The following is a 15,674-nucleotide window of genomic DNA, read 5'->3' as shown; positions in this document are numbered from 1 at the left end:
TTGGGTAAAGTGCGCACCAACATCGACCACAGGACTGGGCCATGACCGACAAGAGCCAACAATTCGCCAGCGACAACTATTCCGGCATCTGCCCGGAAGCCTGGGCCGCCATGGAACTCGCCAACCAAGGCCATCAACGCGCCTATGGCGATGATGAATGGACCCACCGCGCCGCCGACGGTTTCCGCAAACTGTTCGAAACCGACTGCGAAGTGTTCTTCGCCTTCAACGGTACCGCGGCCAACTCCCTGGCGCTGTCCTCCTTGTGCCAGAGCTACCATAGCGTGATTTGCTCGGAAACCGCCCACGTCGAAACCGACGAATGCGGCGCGCCGGAGTTTTTCTCCAACGGTTCCAAGCTGCTCACCGCCCGCACCGAAAACGGCAAGCTGACCCCGGAGTCGATCCGCGAGATCGCCCTCAAGCGTCAGGACATCCACTACCCGAAACCGCGCGTCGTAACGCTGACCCAGGCCACCGAAGTCGGCAGCGTCTACACCCCGGAAGAAATCCGCGCCATCAGCGTCACCTGCAAGGAACTGGGGCTGAACCTGCACATGGACGGCGCGCGCTTCTCCAACGCTTGCGCATTCCTCGGCTGCTCGCCTGCCGACCTGACCTGGAAAGCCGGCGTCGACGTGCTGTGTTTTGGCGGCACCAAGAACGGCATGGCCGTGGGCGAAGCGATCCTGTTCTTCAACCACAAGCTGGCCGAAGACTTCGACTACCGCTGCAAACAGGCCGGGCAGCTTGCCTCAAAGATGCGCTTCCTCTCCGCCCCGTGGGTGGGCCTGCTGGAAAACGACGCCTGGCTCAAACACGCCCGCCACGCCAACCACTGCGCGCAGTTGCTCAGCAGCCTGGTGGCGGATATTCCGGGGGTGGAGTTGATGTTCCCGGTGCAGGCCAACGGCGTGTTCCTGCAACTGTCGGAACCAGCGATTGCCGCACTGACGGCCAAGGGCTGGCGCTTCTACACCTTCATCGGCAAAGGCGGCGCCCGGTTCATGTGTGCGTGGGATACCGAGGAAGAGCGCGTGCGGGAACTGGCCGCGGATATTCGGGAAGTGATGCAGGGCTGAACATCCTGGGCGCGGCCATACCGGCCGCGCCGTCCGGGGTTACAGCTCTACCGGCTTGAGCACCTCCCACGCATCCACCGGCCCGGGGTTTTCGATAAAGGTGCCACCGCCGAATTTCACGGCCAACTTGTTGACCGCGTTCAATGCGGTGGTCACCGCGCCCTCAGCCCAGCCCCCGGTCCAGGAAACATCATCTCCCGCCAGGATAAACCCGTCCGGGTTACTGTCCCGAATACCGCTCATGAACTGTGAAAACAAACGGCGCTGATACTCGTACTGCCCCGGCAGGTTCATCTTGAACGCGCACAGAAAGAACGGCTCATCCTCCCAGTTGATCTCGACAAACGGGTCCACCCAGCCGAACTCGGCCGCAAGGTTCAGCTGCGAGTCGGCATACACCGTGTCCAGCAGGGTCGTGCATAGCTCAACGTGAGTCGGCAGTGGTGCCATGCGATCACCCAGAAACTTCAGGCTGTCGTCGTTCCAGGTGTAGGAGAGGAACACGCCACTGCCTTTGTGCGGCCCTCGGCTGGCGGAATAGTCCAGCAGATAGGTGCCCCGGGTCAGGCGGTCCGACAGGGTCACACTCATCCTGTAGCGATGGTCGGCCCCACGCTCGGTCCAGAACGGACGCTGGGTCGCAGCGAACACTTTGGCTGACTGCATGTAATGCGTGTACATCACCGCTTCCCAGGTGGGTTGCGGCAACAAGCTGTCCATCTGCATGAACCGGTCTTTGCCGTCCATATAGCGGAACTTGTCGAGAATCCGCACGTGCGGCGTGTAGATCACTGCGGGAAAGTTGTAGCGGGTATCCGCCCCCAGATTGCGGTCATGTATATGCACATCGAAGGTGCCGTCCGCGCGCCGCCAGATCTGGCGGACTTCCTGGTTGAACGGCTGCGGGATCACCCGACGGGTGAGCGCTTCCACCGTAATCTCGTCGCTCCAGCCCACCACCACGTCGCCCAAATCCCCCGGCGAACGGCTCCACAAACGCTTGGGCAACTCACTGGAGCCGTCATACATCAGCGAATGGTTGGTATCCAGCCCGGTGTAGAGCACCCGCAAGACCTCGAGGAAGCAATTTGGATAGTCGGTGTTCCAACCTCCAGTGCCAAAACCGATCTGGCCAAACAGGTCGATATCCGCACGACTCCAGCCGGCCTTTTCGACCATGGCCGCGAAGAAACTCAGGTTGTCCCAACCGTCGGCAAGGATCGCATTCCACAGTCGCTTGATCTTGGCCTGGTCCAGGGAGCCTTCAGACATTGCCGTCTCCATCTCGCTGAAATGGATGGGGTCAATCTCAAGGAACACTTCAAAGAACAGGCGCTCGATTTCTGCGTATTTCGCGGGCAAGTCGCTGCCTTCGTAGTAGGTCTGGAGGTTCTGATAGTCGACCACGGTGCTGGCAGTTGCGGCCGAGCCGGGGTTGGGGAAGTCTGCTGAATTGAGGGTCATGCCGACCTTGTCGAAGTAGTGCAGCAGCGCCTTGCCCGACTTGGGAAAACGCATGGCGCCCAACTCGCAAATGACGCTGTTGGCAGGGTCCTCAGGGTCGCCCATGACCCGCGAATACAAGCGCCCGCCGATCCGGTCCGAAGCCTCTACCAGCACAGGATGCAACCCCATGCGCAGCGCCTCATAGGCCGCTACCAGCCCAGCCGCGCCTGCGCCGACGATCAACACCTGGGTCCCATGATGCCGCGTGGCAATCTGGGCCAGTGGTTTGCTATTGGCGGCAGCCTGGGACAGGTACCGACCATAGTGAAAAGGAAAATCCGGAATCAGTGCAGTGACGTCATTGGCCAGCAAGCGCTGAACATTGCGGGTACGCGAGGGGACGGCAGACATGGCGAGCTTCCTTGCAATGAGGGAATGTCCACCCCTGACTACAAGGCTAAAGGTGACAACGACGGGACGTGTGGTCAGCGTAGAAGACCGGGCAAACCCTGGTTATACCGCTTCGAAATAAATCTGATTGGGTTCCATGGCAACTGACGAAAAAGCATTACTTAAGGAAAGTCTGAAGTAATTATTTATATATCCCGATTCAATACGCCCTCCACTTACCAGATGCTCCGGCACTCAAACACTATAAAAACAGACCGTGAACCTATGAACGCGCTTTCCGAAAAAACGGCTCCGCCCGTCACCCCCGGCCTGAAAATCGAAACCCGCTCCATCGATTACGTCCCGCGCAATGAACGCCACGGCAAGGTCTGGCACCAAGGCCCGTTCTGGTTCACCGGCAACTTCGTACTCACCACCATGGTCACCGGTTTCACCGGCGCAGCCCTGGGGCTGAGCCTGGTGTATTCGATCCTGGCGATTGTGATCGGCGTCGGCCTGGGTACCTTTGCCATGGCCTTCCACGCCAATCAGGGCCCGCGCATGGGCTTGCCGCAGATGATTCAGTCCCGGGCGCAGTTCGGTTTGCGCGGGGCGATCGTGCCGTTTATCGCGGTGATCTTCGTGTACATCGGCTTCAACGTGTTCAACGTGATCCTCGCCACTGACGCCATCAACACCGTACTGCCGGGCAGCCGTGCGCCGTGGTACGCGCTGATGATCATCCTGGCGGTGGTGATTGCGGTGATCGGCCACGACCTGCTGCACACCGTGCAACGCTGGCTGACCTACGTGATGATCAGCGTGTTTGCGGTACTGACCGTGGCAGCCCTCATGAGCCTGACCGCCGATGCAGCGGTGGCCAATGCGCATTTCTCTTGGTCGGCATTCCTGATTCAGCTCTCCGCCGCCGCCGGTTATCAGATCAGCTACGCGGTGTACGTATCCGATTACTCGCGCTACCTGCCGCACAAAACTTCATCGCGCAGTGTGATTTTCTGGACCTACCTGGGCGCCGCCGGCTCGGCGTTGTGGCTGATGTCCCTGGGTGCGTTCCTGGCTTCCGCCCTGCCCTCGCCCGACGCCATCGGCAGCGTGCGCGCCGTGGGCAACCAAGTGATTCCGGGGTTCGGCACCTTCACCGTGCTGATCGCCGTGCCCGCGCTGATCGGCATCATGGCGGTCAACTGCTACGGCGCGATGCTCACCGGTATCAGTGCGATTGACGGCTTTGTGAAGATTCAGCCGTGCCTCAAGAGCCGGGTGATGGGTATCGGCCTGGTGGCGGCGGTGATTTTCATGATCACCCTGAGTATTCCCGAGAGCTACCTGGCAAGTTTCAACACCTTTGTGTTGCTGATGTTGTACTTCCTGGTGCCGTGGACAGCGGTGAACCTCGCGGACTTCTACCTGGTGCGCAAGGGCAAATACGCCATCAGCGACATCTTCAACCCGGCCGGCATCTACGGCCAATGGGGCAGCGCCGGCCTGGTTGCGTACTGCCTGGGGCTGGTGTCGATGGTGCCGTTCATGTCGCTGAGTTTCTATGAAGGCCCTGCCGCCGCAGCGCTGGGAGGTGCGGATGTGGCATTCGTTATCGGGCTGGCGGTTTCGGCAGTGATCTACTGTGTGATGAGCCGCAACCTCGACCGCGAGGCAGAGCGTCGTGCCATTGTCGCCAGCGAGGCGGTGCTGGAAGGAGTCCAGCCATGAATCCTGTGCGGGTGATGTGTCATCAACTGTCACCACGGATCGCCGATGTACCTTACAACCGCGCGCTATGCGCCGACGCGATCCGTGGTGCAGCTGCACTGGGCGCACAGGTGGTAGTCCTGCCCGAGCTGATACAAAGCGGCTACGTGTTCAACGACCGGGAAGAAGCCCATGCGGTGTCGGAGACACTGGACGGGCCGACGCTTAGCCAGTGGAAGACCCTGGCTGCCGAGCTGAACATCATCATCATTGCCGGCTTTTGCGAGCGGCTGGCCGCCGGGCGAGTGGCCAACAGTGCGGCACTGGTAGAGCCCGACGGCGGCCTGACGGTGTATCGCAAGGCGCACCTGTGGAATCGCGAAAAGCTGATATTCACCCCCGGCACCGCACCGCCGCCCCTGGTGGAAACCGTCGTGGGCCGGATTGCCGTAATGATTTGTTATGACCTGGAACTGCCCGAATGGGTGCGTCTGGCGGCACTCGCTGGCGCCGACCTGCTGTGCGCCCCGGTGAACTGGCCCGACGGCCCACGCCCCGGCGGTGAACGGCCAGGAGAAGTCGTGCGGGTACAAGCCAACGCGGCGGTCAATCGCATGTTTATCGCCGCCTGCGACCGCTACGGCGAAGAACGCGGCGTCAACTGGGTCGGTGGCTCAGTGATCGTCAGCGCCGAAGGTTACCCATTGGCCGGTGGCACCGCCCATCAGAAAGAACTGCGGTTAATCGTTGACCTGCCACTGGCTCAGGCGCGGGACAAATACATCAGCGACTACAACCATGTGCATCAGGACCGTCGACCGGGATTGTACTGAGCCCGACAACGGATGCTGGCGGAATGCCGAGACTGTTTTTTGATATTTCCGACAGCAACCAACCTGAATTTCTTTGACTAGCCTCTTGGAACCCGAAAGGAAAAGGCCGCCTTTCGGCACTAACCGCCAGCCGAATAATCGGCAGGAAACGGAAATCCAGCAGAGGGCAATACCATGGAAGCACAACGCTACGGCAACAACCTGCAAGGCGAAGGCACTATCAGCACCACCGTCATCGACTGGGACGAATTCAGAAAATCCGCGAAAATCGGTGACACCATCAGCGAACCGACGAGGACATTGCGGATCACTGACAAAGTCTATGAATTGACAGCATCCGGCCAGCACTTCGTCGTGCATATTTATGCCCAATAACCTCTAACTGATCGTTCCCACGCTCTGCGTGGGAATGCAGCCCGTGACGCTCCGCGTCACACAGCAGGACGCGGAGCGTCCAGGGAGGCGTTCCCACGCGGAGCGTGGGAACGATCGAGTGGGGGGGTTAGAACTCGATGCGCACATCACCCTTCGGCACGCTGCAGCACGACAGGATGTAACCCTCGGCCTCGTCTTCTTCGGTGATGCCGCCGTTGTGCTCCATCTCGACCTCCCCGCCCAGTTTCATCACCTTGCACGTCCCGCAAATCCCCATGCCGCAGGCCTTCGGAATCAGCAGGCCAAGCTTGGCCGCCGCCGCGTGTACGGTCTCGCCCGGTGCCACGCGGATGCTTTTGCCCGAAGCAATGAATTCCACCTGGTGCAGGTCCGCGAGGTCGATTTCCGGTGCATCCGCCGCTTGTTCGGCTTGCTCCACCGCGTCGGCCCGGGCTTCCGGTGGCGTCGCGCCGAAGGATTCCTCGTGGTAGCGGGTCATGTCGAAGCCGGCGGCTTCCAGCAGGCGCTTTACCGCATTCATGTAAGGCGTCGGGCCGCAGCAGAAGACTTCCCGCTCCAGGAAGTCCGGCACCATCAGCTCGAGCATCTTGTGGTTCAGGTAGCCGCGATAGCCAGCCCAGGGTTCACCCAAGCCGTGTTTCTCGCAGATCAGGTGCAGGCTGAAGTTATCGATCCGCGACGCCATGTGCTCCAGTTCGCGGTGATAGATGATGTCTTTCGGCGAGCGGGCGCTGTGGATAAATGTCATGTCGACGTTGGCGTTAGTGTCGTAATACCAGCGCGCCATGGACATGACCGGTGTGATACCCACACCACCGCTCAAGTACAAAACTTTCGGGTTGCTGAAGTCGATGGCGTTGAACAGCCCTACCGGCCCGTGCACCGCCAGCTCCTGTCCTTCGTGCAGCGTGTCGTGCAGCCAGTTGGATACCTTGCCGCCCGGCACACGCTTGATCGTCACCGAAAAGCTGTAAGGCACCGAGGGCGAACTGGAGATGGTGTACGAGCGCATGATCGGCTGGCCGTCGATTTCCAGCTCCAGGGTGACGAACTGCCCGGGCTTGAAAAAGAACAGGATCGGCTGGTCGGCCATAAAGCAGAAGGTGCGCACGTCCCAGGTTTCCTGGATGACTTTGACGCAACGGACGATGTGCCGACCATTGGCCCAGGTCTGGGTTGTTACCGGGTTCAGGAAGCTGTTGGACATGCTGTTCTCCATAGCCGTGTGATCGGCCTTATGGTGGCGATTCTGCGTAACGCGCGAACCACCCATTTACCTATCTGCGACATTCACATACTTATCGCGACCAGCCCCCATACCACGGGGGTTACGCGTCGGGAACAGAGTGGGCCATGTCGCTCATGGATAAGGTTCTGGCCTTTGTGGGGCCCACACTCGCTCCCAACAAAGACACTTTCTTTACGCCTTGCATAGCACCAACCGTAGCCACTATTCGCCGGCCACACAGAATGGCCATGAGGACACACACGATGGACGTCACCGCAACCTTAAGCTTGGGCGATCCGCTGGAACCCGCACGCAAGGCCACCGCGCAAATGCTGCAAGAGCGCGAGCGCACCTATTCGCTGCCGCAGCCGTTTTACTCTGATGAGCGGCTGTTCGATATCGACATGCAGGAAATTTTCCAGAAAGAGTGGTTGATCGCCGGCATGACCTGCGAAATTCCCGCCAAAGGCAACTACATCACCCTGCAAGTGGGCAAGAACCCGATCATCGTGATCCGTGGCGCCGACGGCGTGGTGCATGCGTTCCATAACGTGTGCCGCCACCGCGGTTCGCGCTTGTGCACCAGCGACAAGGGCAAGGTCGCCAAGCTGGTGTGCCATTACCACCAGTGGACGTATGAACTGGACGGCCGCCTGCTGTTCGCCGGCACCGAAATGGGCGCCGACTTCGACATGAAGCAGTACGGCCTCAAACCGGTGAATGTGAAAACCGCAGGTGGCTACATCTTTATCAGCCTGTCGGAGAACCCGCCGGCCATCGACGACTTCCTGTCGACCCTGAGCCATTACATGGAACCCTACGACATGGAGAACACCAAGGTGGCGATCCAGACCACCTTGTTCGAAAAAGCCAACTGGAAGCTGGTGCTGGAAAACAACCGCGAGTGCTACCACTGCAACGCGTCGCACCCGGAACTGTTGAAAACCCTGCTGGAATGGGACGACGTCACCGACCCGCGGGCCGACCAGGCCTTCAAGGACCACGTAGCCGCTTCCGCTGCCGCCTGGGATGCCGAAAAGATCCCTTACGCCCACGCCAGCTTTGGCCTGCGTAACCGTATCGTGCGCATGCCGCTGCTCAAGGGCACCGTGTCGATGACCCTCGACGGCAAGCAAGGCTGCAACAAGCTGATGGGCCGCATCAAGAACCCGGACCTGGGCTCGATGCGCATCCTGCACCTGCCTCACTCGTGGAACCACTGCATGGGCGATCACATCATCGTGTTCACCGTGTGGCCGATCAGCGCCCAGGAAACCATGGTCACCACCAAGTGGATCGTGCACAAGGACGCCGTGGAAGGTGTGGATTACGACGTCGAGCGCATGCGCAAAGTGTGGGACGCCACCAACGACCAGGACCGTCGCCTGGCCGAAGAGAACCAGCGCGGGATCAACTCCACCGCGTACCAGCCAGGGCCGTACTCCAAGACCTATGAGTTTGGTGTGGTGAACTTTGTGGACTGGTACAGCGAGCGGATGCTGAGCAACCTGGGGGCGGCGCCAGCGCCGTATCTGAAAGGCGTGGCCGTACACGAGTAACCGGCTGACACGCCGCCGATCAACATGTGGGAGCCGGGCTTGCCCGCGATAGCGATTTAACATTCAACCCCTCTGTTGGCTGTTACTCCGTCATCGCGGGCAAGCCCGGCTCCCACACTGGTTTGTGACTGTACAAAATTCATCCAACACTCTGACAGACCGCTGCCCGCCTTACTTCCAGCCATTGCCCAACAACTTATCCACAAAGCCACCCACAGCAATTGTGGGCAACTGCGCTTTCCCGTCGAAATAAAACCAAGAAAATCCGTGACTTATTCAAAGGTACCGGTTTTATCCCACATTGATCGTTTTTTGATCTAAAGCCTGAAAGCCACGGCGGGTATGGGCTACAGAGGAACGCAAACACCTTATCCACAGAAACGCCAACAGACTTTGGGGGCAACTTTGGACCATCTGTGGAAAACCGGCTGAAACCGAGGAAAGTCGCGGCTTTTAGCGCGAAATTAAGCTGAAATGGCGATATTGATCATATTTTAACCAACAACCTGAAAGCCACGCTTTATGTGGTCTACAGCGGATAGCGAACATCTTATCCACAGAAGCACCAACAGACTTTGGGGGCAAGTCTGCGCGGGGCATTTTCCTTATCCACAGAAAAACCCAAGGAAAAACCGTCAGTTAGGTTGGTTGTTTTTCATACAGAGCGCTGGAGGGCTTGATTTGCGTGGGGTGTGGACAGCCGCGAACAGGTTATCCACAGGTGGGTGAACAGGGATTGTGGGTAACCTAACAAGCGCCGCAAACAATGTGGGAGCGGGCTTGCTCGCGAAGGTCGTTAACGATGACGTGCGCTTTCTGGATGAACGCGTCGCCCTCGGGCTCTTCGCGAGCAAGCTCGCTCCTACAAGGGTTTAGCGCACTACGCCTTCTTCTATGAGCAGCTTGAGAATGGCTTCCGCGCCGTCTTCCGGGCTAACACCCTTGAGCACCTGCCCGCCACCACCGCTGACCTTGGCCGTGGCGGCCTTCATCCGGTCCGCCCCGCTCTTGGCCTTGATCACCTTGAGACGCTTGGGCCGTGGCTTGGCCGGCTGCAACACAGCACCTGTGAATAACTCATCCTCCAGCACTTCAACGTCGTGGGCTTCCAGCACCCCGCGCTGAGCCGGCCCGTAGGCGCTTTGCCGGGGCTTGGGTGCGGCGTTATCCACCGTGGCCAGGAACGGCAGGCGCACCTTCAGGCGCCGCCGCTGGCCACGTGGCAGCGCTTGCAGCACATGGGCCACGCCACTGTCGATGGATTCCACCTGGGCCAGGCCGACAATCAGCGGCCAACCCAGTTGCTCGGCCAGCAGGAACGGCAACATCCCCGAACCCTCACCGGTTTCCGCCTGGCTGCCGGTCAGCACCACTTGGGCGCCCGCGTCCCGCAGATAGTCACTGAGCACCGGCAAGGCATCCGCCCCCGCTGGTTGCTCCAGCACATGCAACTGCGGCAAGCCCATGCCCAGGTAAGCGCGCAGGGTCGGTTCGGCGATGTCACCCGCGTGCAGCACTTGCAGGTTATCCCCAGCCAGTTGCAGGCCCAGTTCCACAGCGCGCGCATCTTGCTCGGCGCGGCGCGGACGGCCGGAAGTCGGGTGGGCGCCGATGGACACTAGGCTGATTACATTCGTCGTCATGGCCATTTCCTTAAGCCGCATCGCGCTTGGCGCCGTTACGGTAGGCCTCGACCGCAGTGATCAAGGCTTGCAGAATCGCGGCGCTTTCGCCGATCACCGACAAGTCGGCACGCTTGATCATGTCGCAACCCGGGTCGAGGTTGATCGCCACCACCTTGTCGCAGGCACCAATGCCTTGCAGGTGCTGGATCGCCCCGGAAATCCCCACCGCCACATAAACCCGCGCGGTGACCCAGGTACCGCTGGCGCCGACCTGACGATCACGGGCCATGAAGCCGTCGTCCACCGCCACCCGCGAGGCGCCTTCGGTGGCGCCCAACGCGGCAGCAGCCTGGTGGAACAGTGCCCAGTCCTTGACCCCGTTGCCGCCCGAGAAGATGAATTCGGCTTCGGCCATGGGAATCGCTCCCGGATCGACCGCCACCGCGCCCAAATCCTCAATGCGCGGCAAGCTGCGCGCCAGGCTTGTGGATAACTCCACCGGCAGCGCTTCGTGACGGGTTTCGCTGACGGGCTCGGCGCATTCCACCGCTGCCAGGATCATGCGCGGCAATGGCCGGGCGATATCTTGCTGACCGGCGCCAGCGCGTCCAATACATTCCTCGCCCTTGATCTGCCAGACCCGCGTGGCCGGGCGTTCCTTGAGGCTTGCGGCAAAGCGCCGGCCCAATTCCCCGCCACCGCTGCGACTGTCCGGCAGTAACCAATGGCGCGGGTTGAATTGGTTATCCACAGCCCGCAGGCCTTGGACCCGTTGCTCCGGTGAATAACCGTCGAACTCATGCCCATCCAGCACCAGCAACCGATCCACACCGGCGGTGGCGAAGGTGCTTTCCTTGTGTTCGCCGAACACCACGGCCAGTACCGCACCGTCGGCGCCGGCCAACTGCCGGGCCAGGCCCAGCAAGTCGCGGTCGTGGCTGCTCAGGCGACCGCCGACCATGTCCGGCACCACGTTGATATAGAACGCGGGGGCTGCCACCTGATGCAGCGGCAATTGCACTTCCACCGCTGCCGAGCGCTTTGCCGCGCCGCCCTGCTGGGCACCGCTACGGTCAATACGCTTGATGCCGTTGGGGCCGATAAAGCCGACGCCATGCACGTTCTTGCGGATAACGCCGTTCGGCCCCATCCAGCTGTGTTGCACCGGCTGCATCGCCGCGTGCAGCGGGTGCAGGCGGTTACGGGCGATCCATTCGGCCCGCGGGTCGCGGCGGATAATGTCGCTCATCAATGCACCTCCGCAGGTTCGCGTTTAGGAGTCTTGACCGGTGCGGCGTCTTCGAGCAAAGCATCAGCCACCAACTCGGCGATGTCTTTTATCAACGGACGCGGCTCAACCACGCCTTCCAGCATCGCCGTGCACTGTGGACACCCCACGGCCACCAGCTCGGCGCCGGTTTCGCGGATGTCTTCCATGCGCATGTCGGGAATCCGCTGCTTGCCGGGAATGTCGGTGATCGGCGCCCCGCCACCGCCGCCGCAGCAGCGGGAACGGAAACCGGAACGTTGCATTTCCTTGACCTCAATCCCCAGCGCCCGCAGTACTTGGCGCGGAGCTTCGTATTCGCCGTTATAGCGGCCCAGGTAGCACGGGTCGTGATAAGTCACGCTGCTGCCTTTGTGCTGGCCCAGGTTCAGGGCGCCAGCGTCGATCAGCTCGGCCATGTAGGTGCTGTGGTGCTGCACCAGGTAGTTGCCGTCGAAGGCGCCGTATTCGTTTTTCAGCACGTGGAAACTGTGGGGATCGCAGGTGACGATGCGCTTGAAGCTGTACTTGGCCAGGGTCTGGATATTGCGCGCGGCCAGCAATTGGAAGGTGGCTTCATCGCCCAGGCGCCGGGCCACGTCACCGCTGTCGCGCTCTTCAAGGCCCAGTACCGCGAAGTCGACCTTGGCGGCTTTCAGGACTTTGACGAACGAGCGCAGGGTGCGCTGGTTGCGCATGTCGAACGCGCCGTCGCCAACCCAAAAGAGCACGTCGACGGTTTTCTTGTCGCTGAGCAAGGGCAGGTTCAAATCCGCCGCCCAGTTCATCCTCCCGCCCGGTGCAAAGCCGCCCGGGTTGTCGGTGGCGATCAGGTTTTCCAGGACTTCGGCGCCTTTGTTCGGGGTCGCGCCTTTTTCCAGGGTGAGGTGGCGGCGCATGTCGACGATGGCGTCCACGTGTTCGATCATCATCGGGCACTCTTCCACGCAAGCGCGGCAAGTGGTGCACGACCACAGGGTTTCCGCATCCACCAGGCCGTTGACGATCGGCTGGTGCGGATTGCCACCGTGTTCGCCGATGGTTTTACCAGGGTAAGGGCTGCCGGCGAACTTGGCGTCGGTGCCACCGGCCAGGCCGACCACCATGTCTTGAATCAGTTTTTTCGGGTTCAACGGCTGGCCGGCGGCGAACGCCGGGCACGCGGCTTCGCACTTGCCGCACTGCACGCAGGCGTCGAAACCGAGCAACTGGTTCCAGGTGAAATCCACCGGTTTTTCCACACCCAGGGGCGCGGTTTTATCGGTGAGATCCAGGGGCTTCAAGCCGGTGGAACGGCCGCCGCCGAAACGCTCGGCGCGGCGGTGCCAGGCCAGGTGCAAGGCACCGGCGAAGGCATGTTTCATCGGGCCGCCCCAGGTCATCCCGAAGAACATTTCGGACACGCCCCACAACACACCCAGGCTCAACAAGGCGGCGAGCAGCCAGCCGCCGAAGTCCGCCGGCAGAATCCCGGCCACCGGCAGGGTCACCAGGAAGAAGCTCACCGAGAACGCCATCAGGCTTTTCGGCAGGCGCATCCACGGGCCTTTTGACAGGCGCGCAGGCGGGTTGCGTCGGCGCAGGTAGACAAAGGTGGCGCCGACAAACATCAGCACCGAAGCCAGCAGCAAGGCGTAACCGAGGACGCGGTTATGCAGCCCGAAACCGTGTACCAGGATCGCCAGCAACGCCGAGAGCACAAAACCCAGGGCGGTGGCGACGTGGGTGTTGGCGATGTATTTGTCGCGGGCGACTACGTGGTGCAGGTCGACCATGTAGCGCTTGGGCATGGCCAGCAGGCCGCCGATCAGGTCGACTTTGGAGGAGCGGCCGCGGCGCCACATGTTCACCCGGCGCAGGGCGCCGAGGACGGCAAGGCCCAGGGCGGCGAACAAAAGAACAGGAAGCAAGGTGTTCAACATGGTGAAGCTCCCACAGACCACACAGGTCTAATGTGGGAGCGGGCTTGCTCGCGAAGGCGGTGAATCAGCCACCGGATGCATCGACTGACACATCGCTTTCGCGAGCAAGCCCGCTCCCACATTTTTGACCGAGTCCACATTGGTTCGGTGTTGGGTCAGAAATCCTTGCACAAGCGCAGGGCGTCGTAGATGGCAGCGTGGGTATTACGCTGGGCCACGCAGTCACCGATGCGGAACAGCAAGTACCCCTCACCCGGCTCGCTCAGGCACGGCTGCGGCTTGATCGCGAACAAGGCTTCGATGTCCATCTGGCCCTTGTTGCGCGAACCTGCCTTGAGCCCGTAGTAGATCTCTTCATCCGGACGCACGCCGTTCTCGACCACCACTTGATCGACCACCCGCTCCTCTTTGGCCCCGGTGTATTCGTTCTCCAGCACCGCCACCAGCTTGTCGCCTTCGCGGTAGACCTTTTCCAGCATCATGTCGCCGGTCATGATCACTTCCTTCGGGTACATGCTGCGGTAGTACGTCGGGAACGACGTACCGCCGACGGCCACGCCCGGCTTGATGTCGTCGGTGACGATCTCGACCTGGCTGCCCTTGTCTGCGAGGAAGTCCGCCACCGACATGCCGGTGAACTCGCAGATGGTGTCGTACACCAGCACGTTCTTGCCCGGCGCGACCTTGCCATCGAGCACGTCCCAGCTGCTGACCACCAGGCCTTCAGCCGCGCCCCAGTGTTCGTTCTGCTCCAGGAACGGATGACCGCCCACCGCCAGCACCACCACATCTGGGCGCAGGTCCAGGATGGTTGCCGCGTCTGCCGCCACGCCCAGGCGCAAGTCGACGTTCAGGCGTGCCAGTTCCAGCTGGAACCAGCGGGTGATCCCGGCAATCTGGTCGCGCTGCGGCGCTTTGGAGGCGGTAGTGATTTGCCCGCCGATAAATTCTTTCTTCTCGAACAGCGTCACGTCGTGGCCGCGCTCAGCAGCAACCCGCGCAGCTTCCATCCCGGCAGGGCCGGCCCCCACCACCACGACTTTGCGTTTCGGCCCGGTGGATTTCTCGATGATGTGCGGCACGCCCATGTATTCACGGGAAGTGGCGGCGTTCTGGATGCACAGCACGTCCAGCCCTTGGTACTGGCGGTCGATGCAATAGTTGGCGCCCACGCACTGTTTGATCTGGTCGATCTGGCCCATCTTGATCTTGGCGATCAGGTGCGGGTCGGCGATGTGGGCACGGGTCATGCCGACCATGTCCACGTAGCCGCCTTCCAGGATGCGGGTGGCCTGGTTCGGGTCCTTGATGTTCTGCGCGTGCAGCACCGGGGCCTTGACCACTTCCTTGATGCCGGCCGCCAGGTGCAGGAAGGGCTCCGGTGGATAACTCATGTTCGGGATAACGTTGGCCAAGGTGTTGTGGGTATCGCAACCCGAGCCGACCACACCGATAAAGTCCAGCATGCCGGTGTCGTCGTAGTACTTGGCGATCTGTTTCATGTCCTCGTGGGACAAGCCGTCCGGGTGGAATTCGTCGCCGCACAAACGGATGCCGACGCAGAAATCCGGGCCGACTTCCTTGCGTACAGCCTTCAATACCTCAAGGCCAAAACGCATGCGGTTTTCAAAGCTACCGCCCCATTCGTCGGTACGCTTGTTGACCCGCGGGCTCCAGAACTGGTCGATCATGTGCTGGTGCACCGCCGACAGTTCCACGCCATCCAGGCCACCGGCCTTGGCGCGTGCCGCTGCGGTGGCGTAGTTGCCGATCACCCGCCAGATTTCTTCCGGCTCGATGGTTTTGCAGGTGGCGCGGTGCACCGGCTCGCGGATGCCCGACGGCGACAGCAAGGTCGGCCAATGCTCGCCGTCCCAGCGTGAGCGACGGCCCATGTGGGTAATCTGGATCATGATCTTGGCGCCATGCTTGTGCATGGCATCGGCCAGGTTCTGGAAGTGCGGGATGATCCGGTCATCCGCCAGGTTCACCGACTTCCACCAGCCTTGCGGGCTGTCGATGGCCACACTGGAAGAACCGCCGCAGATCGCCAGGCCGATCCCGCCCTTGGCTTTCTCTTCGTAATACTTCACATAGCGGTCGGTGGTCATGCCGCCGTCGGTGGCATACACCTCGGCGTGGGCGGTACTGAGCACGCGATTGCGGATGGTCAGTTTGCCGATCTGGATCGGCGCAAACATTGCTTCGAAAGCCAT

General features: G+C 61.1%; 11 protein-coding genes. 5 read left to right on the top strand and 6 right to left on the bottom strand.

All coding sequences use genetic code 11. From position 1 onward, the window contains the following. Positions 1–41: 41 nt before the first annotated feature. Positions 42–1,082: a low specificity L-threonine aldolase gene (locus tag HBJ59_RS16635; protein WP_017476423.1), complete on the top strand. Its 1,041-nt coding sequence runs from the start codon at positions 42–44 to the stop codon at positions 1,080–1,082. Positions 1,083–1,121: 39 nt separating this feature from the next. Here HBJ59_RS16635 and HBJ59_RS16630 read toward each other — a convergent pair whose 3' ends face one another. Then, a complete protein-coding gene (locus tag HBJ59_RS16630) occupies positions 1,122–2,939 on the bottom strand; it encodes an FAD-dependent oxidoreductase (protein WP_167664139.1) in 1,818 nt (605 codons plus the stop codon). A 264-nt stretch (positions 2,940–3,203) separates the two neighbouring features. On the opposite strand from HBJ59_RS16630, the gene HBJ59_RS16625 reads away from it, so the two are divergent. From HBJ59_RS16625 to HBJ59_RS16615, 3 genes are all read left to right on the top strand, one after another. Continuing rightward, entirely contained in the window at positions 3,204–4,649 is a 1,446-nt protein-coding gene (locus tag HBJ59_RS16625) for a cytosine permease (RefSeq protein ID WP_167664138.1), read from the top strand. Beyond that, on the top strand, positions 4,646–5,461 hold the full coding sequence (locus HBJ59_RS16620; RefSeq protein WP_076017826.1) for a nitrilase-related carbon-nitrogen hydrolase: 816 nt from the start codon (positions 4,646–4,648) through the stop codon (positions 5,459–5,461). Before HBJ59_RS16625 ends, HBJ59_RS16620 begins: the two co-directional genes overlap by 4 nt. Positions 5,462–5,635: 174 nt before the next feature. Further along, a complete protein-coding gene (locus tag HBJ59_RS16615) occupies positions 5,636–5,836 on the top strand; it encodes a hypothetical protein (RefSeq protein WP_076017825.1) in 201 nt (66 codons plus the stop codon). A 127-nt stretch (positions 5,837–5,963) separates the two neighbouring features. On the opposite strand, the gene gbcB is transcribed toward HBJ59_RS16615, so the two are convergent. Further along, positions 5,964–7,064, bottom strand: coding sequence for a glycine-betaine demethylase subunit GbcB (gene gbcB, locus HBJ59_RS16605; RefSeq protein WP_167664137.1), 1,101 nt, complete (start codon positions 7,062–7,064; stop codon positions 5,964–5,966). Positions 7,065–7,348: 284 nt separating this feature from the next. Between gbcB and gbcA the strand changes: the two genes are divergently transcribed. After that, entirely contained in the window at positions 7,349–8,644 is a 1,296-nt protein-coding gene (gene gbcA, locus HBJ59_RS16600) for a glycine-betaine demethylase subunit GbcA (RefSeq protein ID WP_076017823.1), read from the top strand. A gap of 872 nt (positions 8,645–9,516) precedes the next feature. On the opposite strand, the gene HBJ59_RS16595 is transcribed toward gbcA, so the two are convergent. The 4 genes from HBJ59_RS16595 to dgcA form a co-directional block, all read right to left on the bottom strand. Further along, positions 9,517–10,287: an electron transfer flavoprotein subunit beta gene (locus tag HBJ59_RS16595; RefSeq protein WP_167664136.1), complete on the bottom strand. Its 771-nt coding sequence runs from the start codon at positions 10,285–10,287 to the stop codon at positions 9,517–9,519. A gap of 10 nt (positions 10,288–10,297) precedes the next feature. After that, a complete protein-coding gene (locus tag HBJ59_RS16590; protein ID WP_167664135.1) occupies positions 10,298–11,518 on the bottom strand; it encodes an electron transfer flavoprotein subunit alpha/FixB family protein in 1,221 nt (406 codons plus the stop codon). Further along, complete coding sequence (dgcB, locus tag HBJ59_RS16585) at positions 11,518–13,458, bottom strand: dimethylglycine demethylation protein DgcB (protein WP_076017820.1); 1,941 nt, start codon at positions 13,456–13,458, stop codon at positions 11,518–11,520. The genes HBJ59_RS16590 and dgcB overlap by 1 nt, the downstream gene beginning before the upstream one ends. A 155-nt stretch (positions 13,459–13,613) precedes the next feature. After that, positions 13,614–15,674, bottom strand: a complete 2,061-nt coding sequence (gene dgcA / locus HBJ59_RS16580; protein ID WP_076017819.1) for a dimethylglycine demethylation protein DgcA — start codon at positions 15,672–15,674, stop codon at positions 13,614–13,616.

Origin of the sequence: Pseudomonas sp. AN3A02, assembly GCF_011765255.1 — a bacterium.
In the GTDB taxonomy this organism is placed as follows: Bacteria; Pseudomonadota; Gammaproteobacteria; order Pseudomonadales; family Pseudomonadaceae; genus Aquipseudomonas.
The sequence above is the reverse complement of the archived record's forward strand: the minus strand, read 5'-3'. Positions and strand labels throughout refer to the sequence as shown.

Excerpts from the sequence above, each read along its gene's own strand:
- HBJ59_RS16635 (WP_017476423.1), top strand. The coding sequence starts at position 42 with ATGACCGACAAGAGCCAACAATTCGCCAGCGACAACTATTCCGGCATC.
- dgcA (WP_076017819.1), bottom strand. The coding sequence starts at position 15,674 with ATGGCTTTCGAAGCAATGTTTGCGCCGATCCAGATCGGCAAACTGACC.
- HBJ59_RS16590 (WP_167664135.1), bottom strand. The coding sequence starts at position 11,518 with ATGAGCGACATTATCCGCCGCGACCCGCGGGCCGAATGGATCGCCCGT.
- HBJ59_RS16625 (WP_167664138.1), top strand. The coding sequence starts at position 3,204 with ATGAACGCGCTTTCCGAAAAAACGGCTCCGCCCGTCACCCCCGGCCTG.
- HBJ59_RS16595 (WP_167664136.1), bottom strand. The coding sequence starts at position 10,287 with ATGACGACGAATGTAATCAGCCTAGTGTCCATCGGCGCCCACCCGACT.
- HBJ59_RS16630 (WP_167664139.1), bottom strand. The coding sequence starts at position 2,939 with ATGTCTGCCGTCCCCTCGCGTACCCGCAATGTTCAGCGCTTGCTGGCC.
- gbcA (WP_076017823.1), top strand. The coding sequence starts at position 7,349 with ATGGACGTCACCGCAACCTTAAGCTTGGGCGATCCGCTGGAACCCGCA.
- gbcB (WP_167664137.1), bottom strand. The coding sequence starts at position 7,064 with ATGTCCAACAGCTTCCTGAACCCGGTAACAACCCAGACCTGGGCCAAT.
- HBJ59_RS16615 (WP_076017825.1), top strand. The coding sequence starts at position 5,636 with ATGGAAGCACAACGCTACGGCAACAACCTGCAAGGCGAAGGCACTATC.
- dgcB (WP_076017820.1), bottom strand. The coding sequence starts at position 13,458 with ATGTTGAACACCTTGCTTCCTGTTCTTTTGTTCGCCGCCCTGGGCCTT.
- HBJ59_RS16620 (WP_076017826.1), top strand. The coding sequence starts at position 4,646 with ATGAATCCTGTGCGGGTGATGTGTCATCAACTGTCACCACGGATCGCC.